Here is a 24,518-nt window from a genome sequence, read left to right as displayed (position 1 = left end):
TTATTTCCCCACGATCTGAGTCACGATCAGAATCATGATAATCACCACGATACCGAACGCCATGCTCGATGCGTACTCACGCAAAGAACCTGTTTGACGTGAACTAGTGAAGCTATGACCACCTTTAACAATCGCTGGCAATACAAGCCATACGCCATCAATCGGGTCACGACCAATCATTTTTGCAATAAATAAGTAAGGTTTTACAAACACGAGGTCATATAACGCATCGAAACCAAGCGCATTACGACAGATATTTGCAAGTCCAGCACCCAATGAAGTGCGAGCAAAACCTTGAACTGCTTTATAAGCAAAAGCAAATAAGACAACACCAACCGCTAAACCAGCAAGTGCGATTGCAATAGCGACATATTCTGCACCATGCGCACCAGCTTCTAGCGCTTCAGGAATAACAAATGCAGGGATTTGTGCTGCATCAAGAATACTCATGACTGGCGCTTTAAGTACGATTGCCAAACCTGTAGAAAGGACAGCGAGAATCGCTAAAGGAGCCCAGTAAGTTGCACCTTTGATTTCGTGATAAGGCGTTTTCTCTTCGCCAAAGAACACAATCCAAATTAAACGGAACGTGTAGATTGATGTTAAGAATGCACCAGCAACACCGACCCAATACAATGTATTGAATACAGGTAAGCCTGCGATATGGCTTTGTGTCCACACAGCCGCCAAGATTGCGTCTTTTGAGAAGAAACCAATCGTTAAGAATGGAATCGCTGCTAAGGCACCGCCACCGATCGCGAAACAAGCAAATAAGAATTTATTACGCTTGAACAAACCACCCATTTTGAAAATGTTTTGTTCGTGATGGTATGCAAGAATCACCGCACCTGATGACAAGAACAACAACGCTTTGAAAAATGCGTGAGTCAACATGTGGAACAAGCCTGCTTGGTATGCTTCAGCACCTACAGCCATAAACATATAACCGAGCTGACTCATTGTAGAGTAAGCAAGAATACGTTTGATGTCTGTTTGAACCAGTGCAGCAAAACCTGCAACTAATAATGTTACCGCACCTGTGATTGAGATAAACACCATGACTTCTGGTGCCATTTCAAATACAGAAAACATACGGCAGCATAGGTAAACACCTGCTGTTACCATTGTTGCAGCATGGATTAATGCAGATACTGGTGTAGGACCCGCCATCGCGTCTGCTAACCATGTTTGTAATGGGATTTGCGCAGATTTACCTGCAGCACCCAAGAACAACATTAATGCAGTCCAAATGGTTAACGATGAGCTTTGTGTCATTACCACAGGCGCAGCAGCAACGATTTCAGCAATATTCAATGTTCCAAATTGTTGGAAAATTAAGAACAATGCGATGAGTAAAAAAACGTCACCTATACGTGTCACGGTGAATGCTTTAATTGCAGCAGCACCATTTGCTGGATTTTGGTAGTAATAACCAATCAGCAAGTATGAGCACAGACCAACACCTTCCCAACCTAAGAATAACAACGCAAGGTTATCACCCAACACAAGCAATAACATGCTTGCTACGAATAAGTTGAAGTAAGAAAAGAAACGTGCAAAGTCTTCTTCACCACGCATATACCATGATGCAAAGATATGAATTAAGAAACCCACACCCGTAATCATGCCAAGCATAAGTAAAGATAAACCATCTAAGTGCAAGCTAATGCCTGGTTCAAAACCACCCACACTGAACCAAGACCAAAGGTGAGTCACTTGAGATGTTTCACCGCTGTTGATGAAATTCATACCAGCCAATAATGCACATAGTGCAGAAAGACCAACTGAACCCACACCAATAATGGCAGCTACAATTTCAGGAAGCTTATTACGCCCTGCCGCTAAAAGGATAAAACCAATGAGCGGAAATAATATGGTTAATGCTAATAAACTCATCCGCGCATCTCACTAGCAGCATCTACATCCAAATGATGGAAGCGATGATAGAACTGAAGGACGATCGCAAGCCCGATACACGCTTCTGCCGCAGCAAGCGTTAAGATCAAGATAAACATGATCTGACCATCTGGTTGCACCCATGCACTACCAGCAAGGACGAATGCAAGCGCTGCTGCATTCATCATGATCTCAAGGCTCATTAACATAAATAAAAGGTTGCGTCGCACCATTACACCGTAGAAACCGAGTGCAAAAAGAATGGTTGCAACAATCAAACCATGCTCTAAAGGGATATTACCCATTATTCTTTTTCCTCTTCTGCACTTGGTTCACGTTTGCCTAAGTGGAATGCAGCAACTAACGCAGCAAGCAATAACATTGCGGCAACTTCAACCAATAATAAATATTGTGTAAAGAGTGCTTGACCAACTTCTTTAGGGCCTACAACTTCTGTACCCATTAAAGGACCAGAAATGCTGTGCTCTGAAGTCATTGTCCAAACTAAAACCAGACCCATTAAAAAGCTCATCAATGCAGGGTAAGCCCAAGCATCAGATGTTAACCATTTACGTTCTTGTTCAACAGTTTGAGAACCAAGGTTCAACATCATCACAACGAAGACGAAAAGAACCATAATTGCACCAGCGTAAACAATAATCTCAAGTGCACCTGCAAATGGTGCACCAACGATCATGAACATACCAGCAACTGCAAGTAACGAAACGATTAAGCTTAAAAGTGCGTGTACTGGATTCGCATTAGTCACAACACGAACCGTAGAAACGATGGCCACAAGTGCCATCAAATAAAATGGCCACATCATGGTAATAAGCTCCGTACATCGACAGGTGCGCTTTCACGCTGAGCCTGACCTTTGTCTTTACCAGCTACAGCCATACCCGTTACACGGTAGAAGTTATAGTCTGGATATTTACCAGGACCAGAAATGAGCAAGTTTTCTTTCTCATAAACTAAGTCTTGACGAACGTATTCACTGAGTTCGAAATCAGGTGTCATCTGAATAGCAGTTGTAGGACATGCTTCTTCACACATACCGCAGAAAATACAACGAGAGAAGTTGATACGGAAAAATTCCGGATACCAACGACCATCTTCTTTCTCAGCTTTCTGTAATGAAATACAGCCAACAGGGCAAGCTACAGCACACAAGTTACAAGCTACACAGCGCTCTTCACCATCTGGGTCACGTGTCAATACGATACGGCCACGGAATCGTGGTGGAACGATTTCTTCTGCTTTAACTTCAGGGTATAAAATAGTGTCACGTTTACGTGTTGCGTGGCTGAATACCATCCACAACGAACGTACAATTGACCCAAACCCAGCTAGAATTTTATACATAATGTTCTCCCTGCTGTCCTAGGCCTGATTCATCAGAATCACAGCACCAGTCACCAACAAGTTGACCAACGCTAAAGGCAAACAAATCTTCCAACCAAAGTTCATCACTTGGTCATAACGTGGACGCATTAATGAACCACGTGCCAAGACAAACATCATCACAAAGAATGCTGTTTTAATCATGAACCAGAATGCTGGAGGTAGGAAATCTAGACCAAATGGTGCTAACCAACCACCGAAGAATAAGGTTACGATCAAAGCTGAGATCAGGACAACGTTGACGTATTCCGCAACGAAGAACATCCCCCACTTCATACCACCATATTCGACATGGTAACCTTCCGCCAATTCTTGTTCCGCTTCTGGTTGGTCAAATGGATGACGATGCGTTACCGCAACACCAGCGACCACGAAGATTAAGAAACCTAAGAACTGTGGAATAACAAACCATACATCTTTTTGAGCTTCTACGATTTCACGCATGTTGAATGAGCCTGCAATCGCAACCACACCCATCAAAGAAATACCTAAGAAGACTTCATAAGAAATCGTTTGCGCTGCTGAACGAAGACCACCGAGTAATGCATATTTGTTATTTGATGACCAACCACCAAATAAAACTGCATACACTGCAATACCCGCCATTGCCATAAAGAACAATAGACCGATACTCATGTCTGCAACACCTAAATAAGGTGATACAGGGATAACCATGAACGATAGCACCGCAGTTGCCATCGCAACTGCTGGAGCTAAACGGAAAGTCAATTTATCTGCAAACTTTGGTGTCCAGTCTTCTTTGAACATGATTTTCAGCATGTCGGCAACAATCTGGAACATCCCCCCAGGACCTACACGGTTTGGACCGTAACGGTCTTGCCACAAGCCAAGTAAACGACGCTCAATGAAAGACATCAACGCAGCAATCAAAACTACAACGAGCAAGATCACAATCGCTTGAACTACAGAGTAGGCAATTGGCCAGTTCTCAGCCCAAAGCGGCGTTTGACGGATTAATTCTTGTTCCATGAATTATGCTCCTACCGCGACTGATACAGGCTCAGCTAACGATACCGTTGGCGCGAGACCAATTGGGTAACCAATATAACCTGTAGGTAAATATTCAATGACTTGAACAGGAAGAACGATCGAAGCCTCACCTGCTTTCACAGTAATGTTTTGGCCGTCTTTCACATTCAAGCGCGCTGCATCTTGCTCACCCACTGCAAATACCGCTTCTGGAATACGAGACTCCATTGCAGGTGTTTTCACTGTGAATTCACCAGAACCAAAAATATGATGCATTGGAACAAGGCGGAAACTCTCAGCATTTACAAGAACTGGTGCTGGTGCAACGTATGTGCGTGCTGGTAATTTCGCAAGGCGATCAAATAAACGAATACCTGAATCACCACCTTTTAAAGAACCGCCCACTGATTCTTGGAACTTATTCCAAGCTTGTGGCGAGTTCCAACCTGCTGACCATGCAAATGGAACTAACGCTGACGGCGTTTGGTTCCCGACATAACCTTCCATAGAGAATGTTAATGCAGAGTCTTGATCAGTTGGTTGTTTAGGCTCATGGACAGATAACGGCGCACGAAGTGAAGTACGACCAGAGTAACGACGTGGTTCACGTGCCACTTTAAGACCATGGACACGGAATCCTGCATCTGGTGCTACATCTTGAATCGCTTCAAGCGCAGGTACATTCTTGGCAACTGATTCGATGACATCATCAAGCACAGTCCAAGAAATTGCTTTGCCTTTCACGCCAGTTTCAATGGCATGTAACCAACGCCAAGATTCTTTGATCGCAAGTTCTGGTTTGTAGTAACTTGGGTCATATACTTGATAGAAACGTTGTGCACGGCCTTCTTGAGATACCACAGTACCGTCACCTTCAGCAAAGCTCGCTGCAGAAAGAACGATATTCGCTCTTTTCACCGTTTCAGTTTCTGAATGGTCAAGCACGATCACGTCTTTACCAGACAAAGCAGCATCTACTTGCACTGCAGGTAAACGACGATAAAGGTCGTTTTCTACAATCACGACAGTGTCATAGTCTTGTGCAAATGCTTGCTCAAGGCTGTTACCGCCAAAGATTGCTAAGCCCATTGAGTTCACTTCAGGAACAGTCAAAGTTAGACCCGCATTACCCAGATTCTGTGCAACTTGTGCAGCAGCTTCCATAATTGCAGCTTCTTGCAAGCTTGTACCAGAGATAATCAATGGTTTTTTTGCAGCTTTTAAAGTGTCAGCAATGGTTTGAGCAAATGCTTTTGCATCTTCTTCTAAACCGGTAATACTTTCACCTTTCACCGCCGCAGCAACAGCAAAACCTAAACGTGCGATATCATTTGGAGAAGCAACGACTTCACCAGTAGCTACGTCAGATAAACGTGTTTGAGTCGCAGCCAAGATATAAATTGGTGATTTTTCGTCTTGAGCAATACGTTGTACTGGCTCAGCCAACCATTCTTGTGTACGGCGTTCTGCAGCCATTTCTTTGGCTTTGTTTTTCGCAGCTTGACGTACAGACAATGCCATACGTGGTGCAGTTTGAGTTAAATCTTCACCGAGAATTAAGACAGCATCGTAACTTTCAATTTCACGCATACCTGGGTTATATACACCCTCAGTTTGCATAATGGATGCAGCAAGTTCAACCAAGTTTTGCTCTTTTTGAGACATACCTGTTGAATAGTTTGCTTGTCCAACCAATTCACGAAGCGCAAAGTTAGACTCAAGAGATGCACGTGGAGAACCAATACCCAATACTTTTTTGCCTTGGATTTTCTCAATCACGGTGTCTAACGCTGTATCAACTGAAACAGTCTCTACATTGCTACCTGAACGGAATTGCGGTTGACGTGGACGGTCTTCACGGTTCACATAACCCGTACCGAAACGGCCTTTATCGCACAGGAAGTATTGGTTGACTTCACCGTTAAAACGGTTTTCTACACGACGTAATTCACCATAACGCTCACCCGGAGAGATGTTACAACCTGAAGAACAGCCTTGGCAGACGCTTGGCGCATACTGCATGTCCCATTTACGGTTATAACGTGCAGAGTGTGTTTTGTCTGTGAATACGCCCGTCGGACATACTTCAGTTAAGTTGCCCGAGAACTCAGACTCTAAAGTACCTGATTCTGGACGACCAAAATAAACACGTGAAGCGTTTGCATATACACCGAAGTCTGTGCCACCTGCGTAGTCTTTATAGTAACGAACACAACGGTAACATGCGATACAACGGTTCATCTCGTGCGCAATAAACGAACCAAGTTCTTGGTTGTAATGCGTACGTTTCGTGAAACGGTAACGACGACGGTCATGTTGTGTCATCACAGTCATATCTTGAAGGTGACAATGACCACCTTCCTCACAGACTGGACAGTCATGTGGGTGGTTCGTCATCAAGAATTCAACAATAGATGCACGGAAATCTTTTGCTTCTTTGTCTTCAATCGAGATGTAGGTATTGTCAGCTGCAGGTGTCATACATGACATAACTAAACGACCGCGAGTATCTTCTGGATTCGCGTATTGAGTTACAGCACATTGACGGCAAGAACCGACAGAACCTAAGGATGGATGCCAACAAAAGTACGGGATATCAATACCCAAAGACAAGCATGCTTGTAGCAAGTTCTCTGAGCCATTGACTTCATACGATTTGCCATCGACATGAATTGTAGCCATAGTCGAATTCCTTAAGCTTGTTCTACGTTGCTAACTTGAGCAGCGGCATTCACCACTTTTGCTTCAAATTCGCCACGGAAATATTTGAGTGCACCCATGAGTGGTTCCATAGCACCAGGAGCGTGAGCACAGAAAGTCTTACCAATCCAAAGCTTACGTGTAAGCTCTTGCAAATGATCGATGTCTTCTTTCTTGCCTGTACCATCTTCAAGTGCTTTAAGCGCTTTCACCGCCCAAGGTAAACCATCACGACATGGTGTACAGAAACCACATGATTCACGCGCAAAGAATTCTTCTAAGTTACGTGTTGCTGAAACCATACATTGAGTTTCATCAACCACCATGAGCAAACACGTACCTAAACGCGAACCTGCTTTCATGATGCTTTCCGCATCCATTGGAAGATCGATGTGTTCAGCTGCCAAAAAGTCAGTTGATGCACCACCTGGTAACCATGCTTTAAGCTTTAAGCCATCACGCATACCACCCGCATGTTCTTCAATCACTTCACGTGCAGTTGTACCGAATGGAAGCTCCCAAAGACCAGGGAATTTCACTTTACCTGATGCACCATAAATTTTAGTGCCTGGATCTTTCGACTTACCTGCAGATAAATTGATATACCACTCAGGACCACGCAGCATAATTGCAGGTAAGTTATTGTAGGTCTCTACGTTGTTCACAATCGTAGGACGACCCCAAGCACCTGCAACTTGTGGGAATGGTGGTTTTGTACGTGGATTTGCACGGCGACCTTCAAGCGAGTTGATCAATGCAGTTTCTTCACCACAGATATAACGACCCGCACCAGTGTGCACATGTAGTTCAAAGTTCCAGCCAGAACCAAGGATGTTTTCACCCAAGTAACCTTTGGCACGAATTTGCTCTAAAGCTTGGTTCAAATACTTCGCAGCTTCGATGTATTCACCACGGATAAAAATATAACCATGGGTTGCTTCAAGTGTATAACCTGCAATTAACATCCCTTCGATCAATTGATGAGGAAGTTTTTCCATCAACAAACGGTCTTTGAATGTACCTGGTTCCATCTCATCGGCATTACAAATCAAGTAACGAGGACCTGAATTGTCATTTGGCGCCATGAGCGACCATTTAATCCCTGCAGGGAAACCAGCACCACCACGACCTTTAACAGTCGCTGCTTTAATGATTTCCAATACATCTTTAGGCGGCATTGTGAGTGCTTTCTTGAAACCCTCATACCCTTCAAGAGATTCATAGTCTTCTACACTATGAACAAATTCTTGCTTGCTCAAACGCCATGTTAATGGGTGAGTTTCTGGGTTACCGTCGCCATAAATCGGTTTTGGTTCAGTATTCATACATACTTCTCCAATAACTGTTTCACTGAAGAAACTTCTACTAGGCCGTGAGTATCTTCATTAATCATCAAGGTTGGACCCTTATCACAGTTTCCTAAACAGCAAATCGGGAGCAAAGTAAAACGACCATCAGCAGTCGTTTGACCAAATGAAATCCCGAGTTCGCGTTGGAATGCTTCTGCTAAAGTTTCTGCACCCATCAAGAAGCAAGCAATAGAATCACAAAGCAAAATTACGTTGCGACCTACTGGCTGGCGGTAAATACGGTTATAGAATGTTGCCACACCTTCCAAATCAGCAAGGCTCATTGACAACATCTGCGCAATCGCATTCATTTGCGCATCATCCACCCAACCATTACGACGTTGAACACATTTAAGTGCATCTAAACATGCCGCACGTGGGTATGGGTAATGACCAATGTGATGCTCGATTTCGTGGATTTCTTCCGCAGTTAAAATCCCTTCGACATTCACACGTGGCTTTTTATCAGTCAAAATCATCATAATGCGTACCCCTTAGCGATCCACGTCAGCCATTACGACATCAATCGTCGCTAAATAAATGATTAAGTCAGATACAAGACTGCCGTTAATTACAGAAGGAATTTGCTGTAAGTGCGTGAAGGTTGGTGTACGAATACGGGTACGGTAACTCATCGTTGACTTGTCTGAAGTCAAGTAGTAGTTCGATGCACCTTTTACCACTTCCGCCATAACAGATGCTTCACCTGCTGGCATGACAGGACCCCATGACACGCTTAAGAAGTGCGTAATCAAAGTTTCAATGTCTTGTAGTGTCTTATCTTTCGGTGGTGGAACAGCCAATGGGTGATCCGCTTTATAAGGACCAGATGGCATGTTATCCAAGCACTGTTTGATGATTTTTAAAGATTGTTCGATTTCACGGTAGTGAACGATCACACGTGCATATGCATCGCCTTCGTATTCTACAGGCACTTCGAAGTCGTAATTTTCATAACCGCTATATGGACGATATTTACGTACGTCAAAATCAATACCTGTTGCACGTAAACCTGTACCTGTTACACCCCATGCCAATGCAGATTTTGCATCGTATTGCGCAACATTACGGGTACGACCTTCAAATACCGAGTTTTTAAGTGCTGCAGTATGATATTCCTTCAAACGTTTAGGCATCCAATCCAAAATTTCACGGATCAAATGTTGCCAGTTGTTTGGAAGATCGTGTGCAGTACCACCGATACGGAACCATGCTGGGTGCATACGGTAACCCGTGATTGCTTCAATCGCGTCATAGATCTTTTGACGATCGGCGAACATATAGAATACTGGGGTCATACCGCCGGCATCCTGAATCGCTGTACCGATATAAAGCAAGTGGTTATTAATACGGAATAGTTCCGACATCATGACACGAATACATTGCGCACGTTCTGGCACAGTGATCCCTGCCATCTGCTCCACACCCATCACATAAGGCATGTTTTGCGCACAACCACCTAAGTAGTCAACACGGTCAGTATACGGAATGAATGAATGCCAAGTTTGACGTTCAGCCATCTTTTCCACACCACGGTGGTGATAACCGATATCAGGCACACAGTCTTTCACTTCTTCGCCATCTAACTGCAAGATCACACGGAATGCACCATGCGCAGATGGATGGTTAGGACCCAAGTTCAAGAACATGAAGTCTTCATCAGCATTACCGCGTTTTAGACCCCAATCTTCAGGTACAAAACGTAAATGCTCTTGTTCGAAATCTTGTTTCGCTTGGTTCTGACGATAAGGTGTGTATTCAGTCGCACGTGCAGAATATTCTTTACGCAACGGATGACCTTCCCAATACGTTGGCAATAAAATACGACGGAGCATTGGATGCCCTTCGAAGTTAATGCCGAACATATCGTAAGCTTCACGTTCGTACCAGTTGGCATTTGGCCAAATGTTGGTTGCTGTTGGAATATTGAGATCAGACTCATTCAACGCAACTTTAATACGAATATCCGTATTACGCTCTAGTGACAACAAGTGATAGAACACAGTGAAGTCAGACGCAGGTAACCCATCGCGGTGAGTACGTAAACGCTCATCTACCGCTGACAAGTCAAACAACATCACGTAAGGACGTGACACTGTACGCAAGAACATTAATACGTCTTGTACACGTGAGCGCTCAACCCAGACTGTTGGAAAGTCTTCAAAAGTCGTTTGCACGTAGAAATTCTCACCAAACTTGGTTTTGAGCTCTTCTACAATTGCAAATGCTGGGCGTGAATCAACTGGAGTTGATTCTGGCATAGCAATGTCAGTTTCAGCCATTGGCTTGGCTTCCTATTTAATACAAATTCATTCAACCAAAACGACAATTACACCCAAGCGGGTGCATCAATATTATTTGCCGTTAAGATTATTTAATTTCATCCATAGAGCGTAAGTGTTTTACTGCAATACGTTCAGCATTCTTACGGTCACGTTCAGGCTGCATCTTTGGCTTATAAACTGGCTTAAGATCATCACCGATCACCGCAGAAAGCGGACGACGCTCTAATTGAATTTGGTCTTGCAATAACATCAACGCTTGGATTAATGCTTCAGGACGCGGTGGGCAACCTGGAATATACACATCCACTGGAATGATTTTATCGACACCTTGTACAACCGAGTAAATGTCATACATACCGCCAGAGTTTGCGCATGCACCCATTGAGATCACCCATTTAGGTTCTAACATTTGCTCATAAAGGCGTTGAATTACAGGTGCCATCTTGACGAAGCATGTACCCGCAACAATCATCAAGTCCGCTTGACGTGGTGAAGCACGAATTACTTCGGCACCAAAACGTGACAAGTCATGCACGCCTGTTAAAGTCGTTGCATACTCTACGTAGCAGCAAGATGTACCAAAGTTGAACGGCCAAACTGAGTTTTTACGACCCCAGTTTACTGCTGTATGCGCCAAATCCTCTAAACGAGTCATGAACACATTCTTATTCACTTCTTCTTGTAGAAGCGGATCTTCTACAACGATACGCTCTTGAAGTGGATACTGATCAGCATCCGGATTCGCACGGGTTAATGTATATTTCATCCCGTATTACTCCTTATCAGATGATGTAGTCGTTGGCGAAGCTTTTACACGACCAGATGATTGCGCTGGAATTTGACCTGTAGGGTCAACCACCAACTCCTCAATTGAGTTGAAGCGAGTAATTTCTGCGAGATCCATATTTGGCGAACCAATTTTAGGTTTAATCCCTGCTGCTTTACGCTTATCAGATGGCGCCCAATTTAATGCACCAGTAGACAACTCATAAATCAAGCCAACGAGTAAAACTAAAATAAATACAGCTGCTGCTGCAAAACCGATCCAACCCACTTCACGAACTGACGCAGCCCATGCATAGAGATAGAGCGCTTCTAAGTCAAACACAACGAAGAAGATTGCAACCAAATAGAATTTTGCAGATAGACGAATTCGTGCTCCACCAGCACTAACTACGCCTGACTCGAACTGCTCTTGCTTAGCACGTCCCCACGATTTACCCCCTAGGAGTAGCGGGACAGTGAGCATAAAGACGCATAAAAATGTAACGCCGATCACGAAGGCAATTATTGCCCAATCGTATGGAGTAATGGCACTCATGCGGGGATAACTCCTGGCAGGCCTATTTATTAACAAAGAATGTATGTATTGGCCTTCAAATACACCAAACACAAAATTAATCCCGCCAATTGTACCTGATTTATGATTTCTGTTGCTAGCCAATCCCTCTAAGTCTTTAGGATGAATTTTGCCCTTTTTCCAGATTTCATGGTGATTAAAGTCAATAAAACCTTATTTAATCGTAGAAAGTTATTAAGGTGATACAACTGATTATTTTTTCCGAATAATCATTCAAAAAATTCAAGAGGCGTCAATCCAGACACTATCACTTTTTTAGTTTTACCATTCGTGTTAGGTCAGCTTTTTTTGCACCAATATGGCTCAATTATTTTTGATTTATTCTATTTTAAAAGTTTTAAATTTTAATTGCTTACAATGTTTTAATTAACTTTATACAAATCGTGCTGATTTTCGTTATATGCTCAATTAAATAATAAGGAGAAGATCTATGAGTCTAGAATTCACACACAAACCTAACTATTTTTTATTTGCTCAGTTGATCGTCCATCATTTAGACAGCTATATCAAAAAACATCCTGATGCAACGAATGCTATTTTTGATTTACGCGATATTTATCAAATTTTCCGCCAAGACCTCGCCTCTACAACCACTAATCTTGATGCTATTCTCAACATCGCAGATGAATATACAGTTGAGACCCTTCACGGCGATCAAAAACTGATAAGCAATTATCATGTTGATGCAACCAATAACAGTTTACTGATCGATTTCAATGCCGATGCCTTAAATGCACTTAAGGAAGGAAAACGCATTATTGAACCCAATGCCAATAATTATCAATAAAAGGCAATAAAAATTATAAGAAAAGCGCTTAATCGCGCTTTTTTTTAATTCTCGCTTTACTCTGACGTTTGACTGGTTTGAACAATCTTCTTCTTTTTAAATCTTTTGGCTGGCCACTGCATGGTGAATCGTGCACCACCCATTTTAGGACTTTGATCTACTTGAATCGTACCGCCAAACCAATAAGCGATTCGACTTACAATAGACAAGCCTAAACCATATCCACCTGAAGCACGTGTACGACTATCATCCAAGCGAGCAAAAGCTTCAAACACTCGCTTACGATCCTCTTCTGGAATCCCCGGACCATCATCTTCAACTGAAATATACGCCATTCCCTGAGCATCAATTCCACCAGTGATCAGCACTGTATCATCGCAGTACCGGATCGCATTTCCGACTAAGTTTTGTACTACACGATGCAAATAACGGCGTTCCGCATCCACCACCAAAGCTTGTGATGGCAAGTGTAATTGAATATTTTTATTGGTTTTTAATGCTTTAGTTTCAATAGCGACTTGCTCAAGCACTTCGTATAGTCGAATTTCCTTAAAATCAATAGAGGGCATGCCTTGCTCAAGTTTAGCATAGGTCATAATTTCATCAATGAGCGTATTTAAAGCCTCAATGTCTTTATCAATCATTTCTACTTGTTGCTGACGATACTCATAATCCTCTTCATCAACCAACATTTCCATACCAAAGCGAATACGTGCGACTGGCGTTCGCAGCTCATGTGATACAGCTCTCATTAACTCTCGCTGAGCTTCGATCAAACGCTGTATATGATCTGACATACTGTTATAGCTGGCTGCCAAATGTGCTAACTCATCATATCCTTCGACAGGAACGCGAACGGACATATCCCCTTTTTGCATAACATTTAAGGCTGAGTTAACTTGCTTCAACTTGCGTTGCATTGGGACAATCAGACCATACACACCAAGCGACAAAATAAACATACTCAGCAAAGTAATCCCTGCCGCCAATTGGAATGGCATCCAATTGAACATTGGCACTGGTCCCATCACCAAGACATCACCAGACGAATTCGTCATTGGAGAAATGACAGAAATCGTAGTACCACGAATGCTAGCGCTATCCTGATACAGGATAACCCCTTGATCCGCACGTAAACGACCAATTTGCTCGGAATCTAAATTGAGATCAGACAGATTTTGAATGCTTAAATCATAAGAAAAGTGTTGCTTAATTTTTGCAAGATATTCCCTTTCCTGCCCTGGATAATAAACCAAGTATTCCCATACAAAGATTGGCAAGGCCTTCATTTGACGCTCACCGATATTATCCACTTTCACATAAAGTAAATGCTCAGGGTCATCTATTAAACCAATAATGACATAAGCAATACTTTCTTTGGCGTCATAGCGCACCACTGCTTTGCGCTTTTCTAAACGGTATTTTTCGGTGCGTGAAAGTTCGACTTTATCAGATTCTAGATAATAGATTGGAAGTTCGAGCAAATCAGATGCATCTGATATCCAATCCATTCTTTGTTGCATGGTTTGTTGTCTTGAAACACCCTCGCTAATGACGTACGAAATCCCATCAGTCAATGACTCACGGTATTCCTGCGCGCGTTGATAGTTGATGATTTGCACAAGCAAATAACCAAATATGGCAACCAGCACCACCAAAATGACGAGACCTGCGTAGATACGCAGGAATATACTGTGTTTAGACACTAAGGTATGACCTTCTGAGGAGTGAGGGCATTACCGCGGGGATGTGATTACATCCCGTTGGTTTCTTTAACGAATAAATATCCTTTACTACGCACGGTTTTAATACGTTTAGGATTTTCAGGATCATCACCAATTTTTGGACGGATACGAGAAATACGAACATCAATTGAGCGGTCTTGACCATCATATTCAATACCACGTAGACGCTCAAAAATGTCTTCACGTGAAAGGATACGACCAGCATTAGATGCCAACAACCATAATAAGTCATATTCTGCACTTGTGAAATCTACAAGCTCACCGTTTAAGGTTACAGAACGACCACCATTATCAATCACTAAATCATCAAATTCGATACGTTGAGCAACTTCATCCTCTGGTGTTTTGTCTGTACGACGAAGCAAAGCACGAATACGCGCTAATAGAACGCGTGGCTGAACTGGTTTCGCAACATAATCGTCTGCACCCATTTCAAGACCCAATACTTGATCCATGTCTTCAGTACGAGCAGTCAACATTAAAATCGGTTGATGATAATGTGGACGAACCTCACGACAAACAGTTAGACCATCAGCACCAGGAAGCATAACATCCAGCACCACCATATCCGGTTGCTCTGCGATAATACGACGGATTGCACGATTACCGTCTGGTTCTACCCCAACTTCTAATCCATTACGAATTAAATACTCTTGCGTTAAACGCGCAAGACGCTCGTCATCTTCAACGATCAAAATCTTTGGTAACTTTTCTTCTTGGCTCATAGAATGCCCCTATATTGTTACGATATCTGCTGATTAAACTTCACAGATTTACATCGATATGTTTTGCAATATACACACGTTTACATTGTAAACAAGAGCCTGTTCACGAAACTGATACACGAGCGTAGTCTTTTGTTATCTTTTTATTAACTATTGATAAATAGATAGTTTTGCCAAGTCGATCAATATTTTCAATCAACTTTAAACTTTCAAACACAAATCAATTTGATGATTTTTTAAACAAAATATTTCAAAAAAATTATTTTCGAGAAGCAATTTGCACTTTCAGAGTTATCCACAAACTTATCTATAAGCACTCTAAAAAGTCTCTGTTATGCTTAGCACCCTGTGACGCTGACTACATAACAAAATGGCTGAACATGGAAAAAGTATAGGGAAATTTGAGTGTTAAACTCAGAAAAAAAATTATCAAAATGTCAATATTGATCTACCCTGAAATTTACCGTATCTTGTGTCTTAATTTACATTAAACCACTAAGTCTTGTGTTTACCCTCAAATATCGCGATAGCTCATTTTTTGAGTTTGTATCCGATTCAAATGGTCCATAAGCATAAAAATGATGAGAATGGAGCGACGCTGAAATGAGCGCTAATACAACCCCTGGTCAACTTCAAGTGATTAAACGCACTGGTGATGTTGCCACTTTTGATGCAGATAAAATCTCTGTAGCAATTGGTAAAGCATTTTTGGCTGTTGAAGGTCAACCAAGTGCAGATTCGAGCAGAATTCACGATCGTATTACTCAGCTGACTGAGATGGTGATGAACACGTTTAAGCGTCGTTTACCTTCAGGTGGCACGATTCATATTGAAGAAATTCAAGATCAAGTTGAATTAGCTTTAATGCGCACAGGTGAACAAAAAGTGGCACGTGCATACGTGATCTATCGTGAACAACGTGCTGAAGCGCGTAAAGAGTTAGGTGCTCATCATCACCCTACTCTTCAGATCACAGGTCAAAATGGTCAGCTCCAACCATTAGATTTGAGTCGTTTACAAGCGAAGATTGAAAAAGCTAGCGAAGGCTTAGAAGGCATTGATGTTCAAGCAATCATCGATGAAACTGTAAAAAACCTATACAACGGCGTTAAAGCATCAGACATCTCTACAACGATGATGATGGCAACACGTACACGTATTGAACAAGAACCAAACTATACGTATGTCACTGCACGTTTATTGCGTGACAACTTAGTTGCAACAGGTCTTGAGTTTCTTGGTTTATCTAAAGACACGCTTGAAAATGATGCGCTTGAAACCTTCTTGAAAAAAGGTGTTGAGCTAGAGCTTCTTTCTCCAGAATTATTAAATTTTGACCTTGTAAAATTAGCGGCTGCGATTAAACCAGAACGCTCTAATCAATTTACATATTTAGGTCTTCAAACATTATTTGACCGTTACTTCATCCACTCTGATGGCGTACGCTTCGAATTACCACAATTATTCTTCATGCGTGTTTCTATGGGCTTGTCGCTCAATGAAGACAACCGTGAAGATCGTGCAATCGAATTCTATAACTTACTTTCTAGCTTCGATTACATGGCATCTACGCCAACTCTATTTAACTCAGGTACATTACGTCCTCAGTTATCAAGCTGTTATTTAACAACGATTGATGACGACTTGTTCGATATTTATGGCGCTATGCGTGATAACGCAATGTTGTCTAAATGGGCAGGCGGTTTAGGTAATGACTGGACACCAGTTCGTGCCTTGAACTCATACATCAAAGGTACTAACGGTAAATCGCAAGGTGTTGTTCCGTTCCTCAAAGTAGCGAACGATACAGCAGTTGCAGTTAACCAAGGTGGTAAGCGTAAAGGTGCGGTATGTGCATATCTTGAAACTTGGCACTTGGATATCGAAGAATTCCTAGAGCTTCGTAAGAACACGGGTGATGACCGCCGTCGTACACACGATATGAACACTGCAAACTGGGTTCCAGATTTGTTCATGCAGCGTGTATTTGAAGATGCTGAATGGACACTCTTCACCCCGTCTGAAACACCAGATCTTCACGATTTAACGGGTGCTGAATTCGCAGAACGTTATGCTTACTACGAAAGCATTGCGAAAGAAACAGACATGCTTCATAAGAAAGTCCGTGCGAAAGACTTATGGCGCAAAATGTTATCAATGTTATTTGAAACGGGTCACCCGTGGATCACATTCAAAGACGTATGTAACTTACGTTCACCGCAACAACACGTAGGTGTGGTGCACTCTTCTAACTTGTGTACTGAAATTACATTGAACACAAGCAAAGATGAAATTGCGGTATGTAACTTGGGTTCAATCAACCTTGTTCAACACGTTCAAGGTGGTCAATTAGACCGTGAGAAACTTGCTCGCACGATTAAAACTGCAGTTCGTATGCTCGATAACGTCATCGACATTAACTACTATGCAGTACCACAAGCGCGTAATTCAAACTTGAAACACCGTCCAGTGGGTATGGGTATCATGGGCTTCCAAGATGCACTATACGAAATGAAAATTGCTTACGGTTCTGATGCAGCGGTTGAGTTTGCAGATGAGTCTATGGAAGTGATTTCTTACTACGCGATTCAAACTTCAAGCGATTTGGCGGTTGAACGTGGTACGTATGAAACATTTAAAGGTTCATTGTGGGATCAAGGTATTTTACCAATTGACTCTCTTGAGCTCGTTGCGAAATCTCGCCCAGAACGTATGTTTGAAGTCGATCGCACACAACGTTTGGATTGGGACACGTTACGTGCCAAGGTTCAAAAAGATGGTATGCGTAACTCGAACGTGATGGCAATTGCACCGACTGCAACCATTTCAAATATTTGTGGTGTATCTCAATCTATTGAGCCAACATTCCAAAACTTATATGTGAAATCGAACTTGTCTGGTGAGTTCACTGTCATCAACCCTTACCTCGTTCGTGCATTAAAAGAACGTGGTCTTTGGGATTCTGTAATGGTCAATGACCTGAAACATTTCGAAGGTTCAGTACAAAAAATTGCGCGTATTCCTGAAGAGTTAAAAGCAATTTTCGCGACAGCATTTGAAGTTGAAGCACGTTGGATTGTTGATGCTGCATCACGTCGTCAAAAATGGATCGACCAAGCACAATCTCTTAACCTTTACATCTCTGGTGCAAACGGTAAGAAATTGGACATCACGTATAAGATGGCATGGTTACGTGGTCTTAAGACGACTTATTACCTTCGTGCATTGGGTGCGACATCTGCTGAGAAATCTACGATTAACACAGGTGCATTAAACGCAGTTAAACCTGCGACAGTTGCAGCGCCAGTGGCAGTGGTTGCTCAAGAAGCTAAACCTGAAGCAGCAGCGTCAGAAGAAGGCTTCGAACAAGCAGCGCCAGTGCCAATGGCATGTTCAATTGACAATCCTGATTGTGAAGCTTGTCAGTAATTTAAGCTTATACAGCTACATTGAGATAAAGATGATAATCAACATGACAGCATGTTTTGAGTCAGATGTCTGAATAGTTGTATTGGTTTAGATGTAATGACTTTCAGCATGCTTTCTTTAGAGAAAGCAAATGAATAGATTAAGAACATCTATTTTCAGTCTTGTTTTAGGATTAACTGGAATTGGTGGAGGATTTTACTTATCAAACTCCCAAACCAAAAATATTAGCAATGACTCTCTGGTACAGAACACAAAAAATGGCTCAAATAGCTTAGACCATTCTTCTGTCCAGAATGTCACTTACAATATTAACCATAATCACTATTACGAAACTGAGCACAAAAATAGATAAACGTATAAGGAAAAGACCATGCACCATATGACCCATAACTATATGTTAGGACTTGCGGTACTGGTCTTTGCCTTTATTTTTTTCTACACCCCGATGGTCTATGCCTTTTTAGCCATTCGCAAACAACAGAAGCGTAAGCAAAATAAGTAGTGCGGAAATTCAATCTACTCAAACGAACAAATTGAGTACATACATCGGCAAAACTTAATTTTGCTTACACAATATAAGCGTATAGTAGGATGTCTCACGTTGAGATGTCTGAATAAAAGATATAAGCAACGTAGAGAGAATTGATATGTCTATCCTCAGTTGGGACGATTTCGAAGATGATGAACCGAAACAAACTGCACAAGCACAGCAGTCTGCGCCCATCGAACCGCAAAAAGCGCCTAATCCACAAGTGGTATCTGATGCACGCAACGAACCGACGCGTGTGGCAGCTGCACAACCCGCTCGAACCAGTTCAAACGGAACAACAAATTCAGCCGATCCGTTGGCAAGAGCATCTAACGCCTTAGAACATTTGGACGTTGCTCCAGGTCTTGAAGAGTTAGAAATGGGCGCTCAACGTGTTCAAGTTGATGATAAAGCAATGATCAACTGTCGCGCTGACTTGAACCAACTTGTACCATTCAAATACGAATGGGCTTGGCAAAAATATCTAGATGGTTGTGCAAACCACTGGATGCCACAAGAAGTTAACATGAACCACGATATCGCACTTTGGAAGTCAGAAGATGGCTTAACTGAAGATGAGCGTACCATCGTGATGCGTTCTTTAGGCTTCTTCTCTACTGCCGATTCGTTGGTCGCGAATAATTTGGTTCTTGCGATTTACCGACACATTACTAACCCTGAATGCCGCCAGTACATCTTGCGTCAATCATTTGAAGAAGCGATTCACACGCATGCTTACCAATACTGCATCGAATCTTTAGGTATGGATGAAGGCGAAGTCTTCAACATGTACCGCGAAGTTCCATCAGTTGCGCGTAAAGCTGCATGGGGCTTGAAGTACACTCAAGAATTAAGTGATCCAACATTCAAAACAGGCACACCGGAAACAGATCAAATCTTGCTTCGCAACTTGATCGCATTCTACTGTGTTCTTGAAGGTATTTTCTTCTACTGTGGTTTCTCTCAAATCTTGTCAATGGGTCGTCGTAACAAGATGAATGGTGTTGCTGAGCAATTCCAGTACATCTTACGTGATGAGTCAATGCACTTAAACTTTGGTATCGATATGATTAACCAAATCAAGATTGAGAACCCTCATTTGTGGACTGCTGAGTTCCAAGAAGAAATCATTCAGATGATTCTTGAAGGTACAATGCTTGAAATCGAATATGCACGTGACACAATGCCACGCGGTGTGTTAGGTATGAATGCTGCAATGATGGAAGAATACTTGAAGTTCATCGCAAACCGTCGTTTAGCTCAATTAGGTTTACCTGAGCAATTTGCTGGTGTGAACAATCCATTCCAGTGGATGTCAGAAATGATGGACTTACGTAAAGAGAAGAATTTCTTCGAAACTCGCGTAACAGACTATCAAACTGGTGGTGCGTTAAGCTGGTAATAGATCACGCTATTGTATTTAAAAATAAAAGAGCCTTATATGGCTCTTTTATTTTTTAGACTCAAGTAGGTGTAAGGTACAAGAATAAAAAAAATAAAATAGCAGGGTTAAATTTTCAGATTAAAAATTTTCATATTCACATGTTTATTTAAGCATCAAAATCAATCAAAGTTAAAGCACTGAGTTTTCAACCAATTTAAGAATATCGAATTATGCAAGCACTCCTTTAAATCCAATGTGAATAATGAGTAATGAGCGGATTATTCTTCAAACTCAGGCAAAATGATCTCTATAACCTAATTCTGCAACACATATCGAGTTATAAAATTAGACATTACTACTACCTCCATACTAGCCACCTGAAAACACAAATAAAAATGAGCAAGGTTAACTTTTTTTAACGGAGCGAGTGTTTATTTCTATATTCTATTTAATAACGTTCAAAAAACAGGTCTAAATATAGAGATGAAAATCTCTTTGGAGTAGGAATTTAATTTTTTTAATCATTACCATTTTTTATTATCAATAAATACTAAACAACATTTTTTTATGATTAAGTCTACCCCTGATAACTAACACATAAAGCTCTATAAAATGGTGCTTGGATATGATTTTTTTGTTGCAATCGCGTCTCCATAATGAATTTTATTTTATTAGAATATTTTTCAAATGACGAAATAACAAATAAAATTTTTGTTCTTCAAAAATTAATTTATTCAAATTATTAGAATTTTATTTTTTTCATACCAATTACTTTTGATTTCACATTTTTAAAAATAAAAAGAGGTCTCGAAAGACCTCTTTTCATTTGTTTAATTAAATTTGATTATATTTTAACAGATCATCGATCGCATAAAGACTGCTATCTGTATTTTGCAGAACAATAAGCTCAGTTGGGTTATATTTCGTTTTAGCCCCATCAGTATCAACACTAATCACCGTATTTGCACCATCTTGTTTGATCGTTACAAATTCACCAATGTTAGACGATGTAACATTCTGATCTTTTAATAAAGCAGAAATATCAACTCGATCACCTTCAGCTTGATTAAAGTCAGTCCAAATATCTGGACTTTCGGTATGTTGAGCTTGATTGAGCACATCATAAAGGACTGTATCAGCACCTTCACCAAGAGTAAAAGTATCGATTGAAGCAGATGCTTGTACGGTATCTGCCTCATCACTTCCAGTTAACGTCATCGAAACATTAATTTCAAGTGTTGCAGATTGTGATGTTCCCGCTTTAGAAACTGTTGTATAGGTGAATGTTTCAAGACCTCCACTTAAACCTGATGGTTGATACTCATAGGTGCCATCTTTGAACACAGTAAGGACACCGTGCTTACCTTGAACTGTGAACTCTTGACCACCTTTAGCTGGATCATTTACATAAAGCTCTTTAGATCCAATTTTCAGAATATCAATTTGGTCGATAGCTGTATCATTTTCAAATAAATCACCCTCAAGCAATGGTGTATCAGTTGGAGTAATATTATTGACCATTATTCCAGTAATTGATGCACTAGATACATTCACTGAATTAAATGTACCACTCGTTGTGTTAATTGAAATAACATAATCACCTGCATCGAGCACTTTGCCATCATCTAAAATAATTTCTGAGGCATAAGTCGTTGATGTCGAAGGATTCAATATTGTTCCAGCTGGCCATGTAATACTAACATTTCCGGTATAAACTTGTTCAAGCACTTGCTGTTCAACGCCGTTGACAAGCTGAGTAGTCACCTTATTAATCACAACACTCATTGAAGGATTATCATTAGTTAAAGTACGAGTGATATTCCCTTGGAGATCTAAGCTACTAATATAAGATCCTTCTTCAACTTTAAATTCTAATGTACGACTTGCAGATCCAATAATTCCAGATTCTACAGATTCATTGAGCATTGAATAGTTTGCAGCTTGAACTTCTACAACTTCTGCATCGTTAGCTACTGTATTGGTATCAATCTTAATATTGAGAACTTCAATGTAAGTTGTACCATCTGCTCGTTCCACTACAACCTCAAAACGATCAATCTCACCATATGGTGGAGTCCAACCCACTGTGCTTTGTGGAACTGTAACATTGTAGGTATAAGTACCGTCAGTATTAATATTGAGTGAGCCATATTGACCCTGTACAACTAAAGCTTCACCTTCAACCACATCAGTGTTATTTACCAATATTAATTTATCTGTCGTAATCGGAGTCGCATCACCTTGAACTGATCCAGTTATCGTTTCTGGGTTTGCATAATCGTAAATATTGACATCTGTAACTTGAGCTGAAGCTCCTCCAATTACGTTTACACCACTAGTTTGCTTGATAATACCAACGTAAGTACCCTCACCAAAACTCAATGTTACCGGGGTTGAAACACCACCGCCAATGAGCACTTGAACAAAATTTGGAATTTCGTGTACTTGAACCAACTGTTCAGTATTCTCATCTAAACGATAGATAACCAAACTAAATGTTGAAAGTATCGTTACCCCGCCCGCGGAACCGGTAAAGGTCATTTCTTGGAAAGTACCGTCTTCAACAGTGAAGTCCATGACACCTTCCGTACCAATTACACTTGCAGACAACACATCACCAGCAATACCTAGATCAAGTAAATTCAATGCGACTGCATTTGAAATACCTAATGCTTCGCCTGTGGTTTCAGTTAAATCAGGAGTAACATCAAGTAATACTGTATTATCAATGATGGCATTTTCATCTGTGGCAACACGCACTAATTCAATATTTAATTCAGCTGTGCGTTTTTCACCATTTGGTGCCGTTACCTCATATACAAAACGATCAACTTCACCGTAATCTCTAAATAATGGATCTACTGTATATGTATATTGTCCATTTTCAGAGATAGTTAAAGTGCCATACTCCCCTTTAATTGTTGCAATACCATCTGTAAATTGATTAATGGTATCTTCACCATGAATAACTCCACTGATTTTACTACCCTCTGGGACGACATCTGTACCATTTTGATAATCCTGATCCGTAATCACATTACCATTTATTGTTCCTGTCACAGCTTCTGGATTATTAAAATCACGTACAGCATCTGATTCAAATCTTAATGTATACCCCGTAGCAGCTGACAACCCTTGGCCGTTACCTAATACAATGAGCCACTCTCCTTCATCTAAAGAACGACTTATCGTTTCTGACACACCACCTAATACAACGAGATACCAATTATCAATTTTTTCTTTTAATTCATATTCACCAGTTGACTCATTTAACTTATACATAAATAAGTTCATCGTCCCTGCTGTAAGACCACCAGCATCAGCATAGAAACTAATATCTCTTTCGGTGCCTTCTTCGACTGAAAGGGAAACTGAAGAGCTAAATACGCTTTCAAGCACACTTGCATTTAACACTGGACCTAAGCCAACAGAACCCACTGTAAATCCTGTTGAGTTAAGCTCTGTTGGTGTTTCATTAACATCTACAGTCGGTGTGATATCCAATACCAATTGCACATCATTATTCGCTGTTGCAAATGGCTCAGGTACCTCAATATCTACGAGATCATCTATTCTTTCTTGCAATAGAGCTTTTGCAGCTTCAATCGCGTCTGAAGTTTGATCAATATTGTCTAATGCTTGTTGTGCAAGAGTTTTTGCTGCCTGAGCAGCTTCTAGGGACTCTTGCAATTTATCAGCCTCTGCCTGTGTTACAGTACCGTCTTGCAAGGCGTCAGCTAAATCCTCTTCAGCCGTTGTATAAGCTTCTTCAGCACTTTCTATTAAAGCTTCGACCCCCGCTAGTAAAGTATCAATATCATCAGAAATATCATTTTCATTTTGATCATTTACTGTTGGTAAAGTGATATCAACCAGATCATTTAAACGACCTTGTAGCGCATCTTTTGCTGCTTGTACTGCCTCAGGTAACGCTG

The 24,518-nt window shown here is 41.2% G+C and carries 18 protein-coding genes; 4 read left to right on the top strand and 14 right to left on the bottom strand.

From position 1 onward, the window contains the following. The 11 genes from nuoL to ndhC all read right to left on the bottom strand — a co-directional run bounded on the left by nuoL (position 1) and on the right by ndhC (position 11,945). On the bottom strand, positions 1-1,896 hold the full coding sequence (gene nuoL, locus AC1M83_RS08775) for an NADH-quinone oxidoreductase subunit L (RefSeq protein ID WP_481590470.1): 1,896 nt from the start codon (positions 1,894-1,896) through the stop codon (positions 1-3). After that, positions 1,893-2,201, bottom strand: a complete 309-nt coding sequence (gene nuoK, locus AC1M83_RS08770) for an NADH-quinone oxidoreductase subunit NuoK (protein ID WP_004695395.1) — start codon at positions 2,199-2,201, stop codon at positions 1,893-1,895. Before nuoK ends, nuoL begins: the two co-directional genes overlap by 4 nt. Beyond that, positions 2,201-2,719, bottom strand: a complete 519-nt coding sequence (gene nuoJ, locus AC1M83_RS08765) for an NADH-quinone oxidoreductase subunit J (protein ID WP_171076777.1) — start codon at positions 2,717-2,719, stop codon at positions 2,201-2,203. The genes nuoK and nuoJ overlap by 1 nt, the downstream gene beginning before the upstream one ends. Further along, positions 2,719-3,261 (bottom strand): NADH-quinone oxidoreductase subunit NuoI, encoded by a 543-nt coding sequence (gene nuoI / locus AC1M83_RS08760; protein ID WP_035267267.1) that lies wholly within the window; start codon positions 3,259-3,261, stop codon positions 2,719-2,721. Before nuoI ends, nuoJ begins: the two co-directional genes overlap by 1 nt. An 18-nt stretch (positions 3,262-3,279) precedes the next feature. Further along, on the bottom strand, positions 3,280-4,290 hold the full coding sequence (gene nuoH / locus AC1M83_RS08755) for an NADH-quinone oxidoreductase subunit NuoH (RefSeq protein ID WP_035267266.1): 1,011 nt from the start codon (positions 4,288-4,290) through the stop codon (positions 3,280-3,282). A gap of 3 nt (positions 4,291-4,293) precedes the next feature. Beyond that, positions 4,294-6,972 (bottom strand): NADH-quinone oxidoreductase subunit NuoG, encoded by a 2,679-nt coding sequence (gene nuoG / locus AC1M83_RS08750; protein WP_035267264.1) that lies wholly within the window; start codon positions 6,970-6,972, stop codon positions 4,294-4,296. An 11-nt stretch (positions 6,973-6,983) separates the two neighbouring features. Beyond that, entirely contained in the window at positions 6,984-8,315 is a 1,332-nt protein-coding gene (nuoF, locus tag AC1M83_RS08745; RefSeq protein ID WP_035267262.1) for an NADH-quinone oxidoreductase subunit NuoF, read from the bottom strand. Continuing rightward, on the bottom strand, positions 8,312-8,821 hold the full coding sequence (nuoE, locus tag AC1M83_RS08740) for an NADH-quinone oxidoreductase subunit NuoE (protein ID WP_035267260.1): 510 nt from the start codon (positions 8,819-8,821) through the stop codon (positions 8,312-8,314). The genes nuoF and nuoE overlap by 4 nt, the downstream gene beginning before the upstream one ends. Positions 8,822-8,833: 12 nt before the next feature. Next, positions 8,834-10,621: an NADH-quinone oxidoreductase subunit C/D gene (gene nuoC / locus AC1M83_RS08735; protein WP_035267259.1), complete on the bottom strand. Its 1,788-nt coding sequence runs from the start codon at positions 10,619-10,621 to the stop codon at positions 8,834-8,836. A gap of 88 nt (positions 10,622-10,709) precedes the next feature. Further along, a complete protein-coding gene (locus tag AC1M83_RS08730) occupies positions 10,710-11,390 on the bottom strand; it encodes a NuoB/complex I 20 kDa subunit family protein (RefSeq protein WP_035267257.1) in 681 nt (226 codons plus the stop codon). Positions 11,391-11,396: 6 nt separating this feature from the next. Further along, on the bottom strand, positions 11,397-11,945 hold the full coding sequence (ndhC, locus tag AC1M83_RS08725; RefSeq protein ID WP_035267255.1) for an NADH-quinone oxidoreductase subunit A: 549 nt from the start codon (positions 11,943-11,945) through the stop codon (positions 11,397-11,399). 469 nt (positions 11,946-12,414) lie between these two features. On the opposite strand from ndhC, the gene AC1M83_RS08720 reads away from it, so the two are divergent. After that, positions 12,415-12,771 carry a hypothetical protein gene (locus tag AC1M83_RS08720; protein ID WP_481590469.1) on the top strand — a complete coding sequence of 119 codons (357 nt, stop codon included), beginning with the start codon at positions 12,415-12,417 and terminating at the stop codon, positions 12,769-12,771. A 56-nt stretch (positions 12,772-12,827) separates the two neighbouring features. On the opposite strand, the gene bfmS is transcribed toward AC1M83_RS08720, so the two are convergent. After that, positions 12,828-14,477: a sensor histidine kinase BfmS gene (gene bfmS / locus AC1M83_RS08715; protein ID WP_035267252.1), complete on the bottom strand. Its 1,650-nt coding sequence runs from the start codon at positions 14,475-14,477 to the stop codon at positions 12,828-12,830. Between the two features lie 47 nt (positions 14,478-14,524). After that, complete coding sequence (bfmR, locus tag AC1M83_RS08710) at positions 14,525-15,241, bottom strand: response regulator transcription factor BfmR (protein WP_035267251.1); 717 nt, start codon at positions 15,239-15,241, stop codon at positions 14,525-14,527. A gap of 603 nt (positions 15,242-15,844) precedes the next feature. Between bfmR and AC1M83_RS08705 the strand changes: the two genes are divergently transcribed. From AC1M83_RS08705 to AC1M83_RS08695, 3 genes are all read left to right on the top strand, one after another. After that, entirely contained in the window at positions 15,845-18,670 is a 2,826-nt protein-coding gene (locus AC1M83_RS08705; RefSeq protein ID WP_481590468.1) for a ribonucleoside-diphosphate reductase subunit alpha, read from the top strand. A 370-nt stretch (positions 18,671-19,040) separates the two neighbouring features. Continuing rightward, entirely contained in the window at positions 19,041-19,172 is a 132-nt protein-coding gene (locus AC1M83_RS08700; RefSeq protein WP_481587302.1) for a preprotein translocase subunit YajC, read from the top strand. A 145-nt stretch (positions 19,173-19,317) separates the two neighbouring features. After that, the gene (locus AC1M83_RS08695) at positions 19,318-20,601 is read left to right on the top strand and encodes a ribonucleotide-diphosphate reductase subunit beta (protein ID WP_035267248.1); all 1,284 of its coding nucleotides are present in this window, start codon (positions 19,318-19,320) and stop codon (positions 20,599-20,601) included. Positions 20,602-21,417: 816 nt separating this feature from the next. Here the strand turns inward: AC1M83_RS08695 and AC1M83_RS08690 are convergent. Beyond that, positions 21,418-24,518, bottom strand: a 3,101-nt coding sequence (locus AC1M83_RS08690; RefSeq protein ID WP_481590467.1) for a BapA/Bap/LapF family large adhesin, incomplete at its 5' end; no start/stop codon positions are given.

The sequence above is a fragment of the Acinetobacter sp. 25-47-130 genome (assembly GCF_056779705.1).
This window is presented reverse-complemented; position numbering and strand designations above follow the sequence as displayed.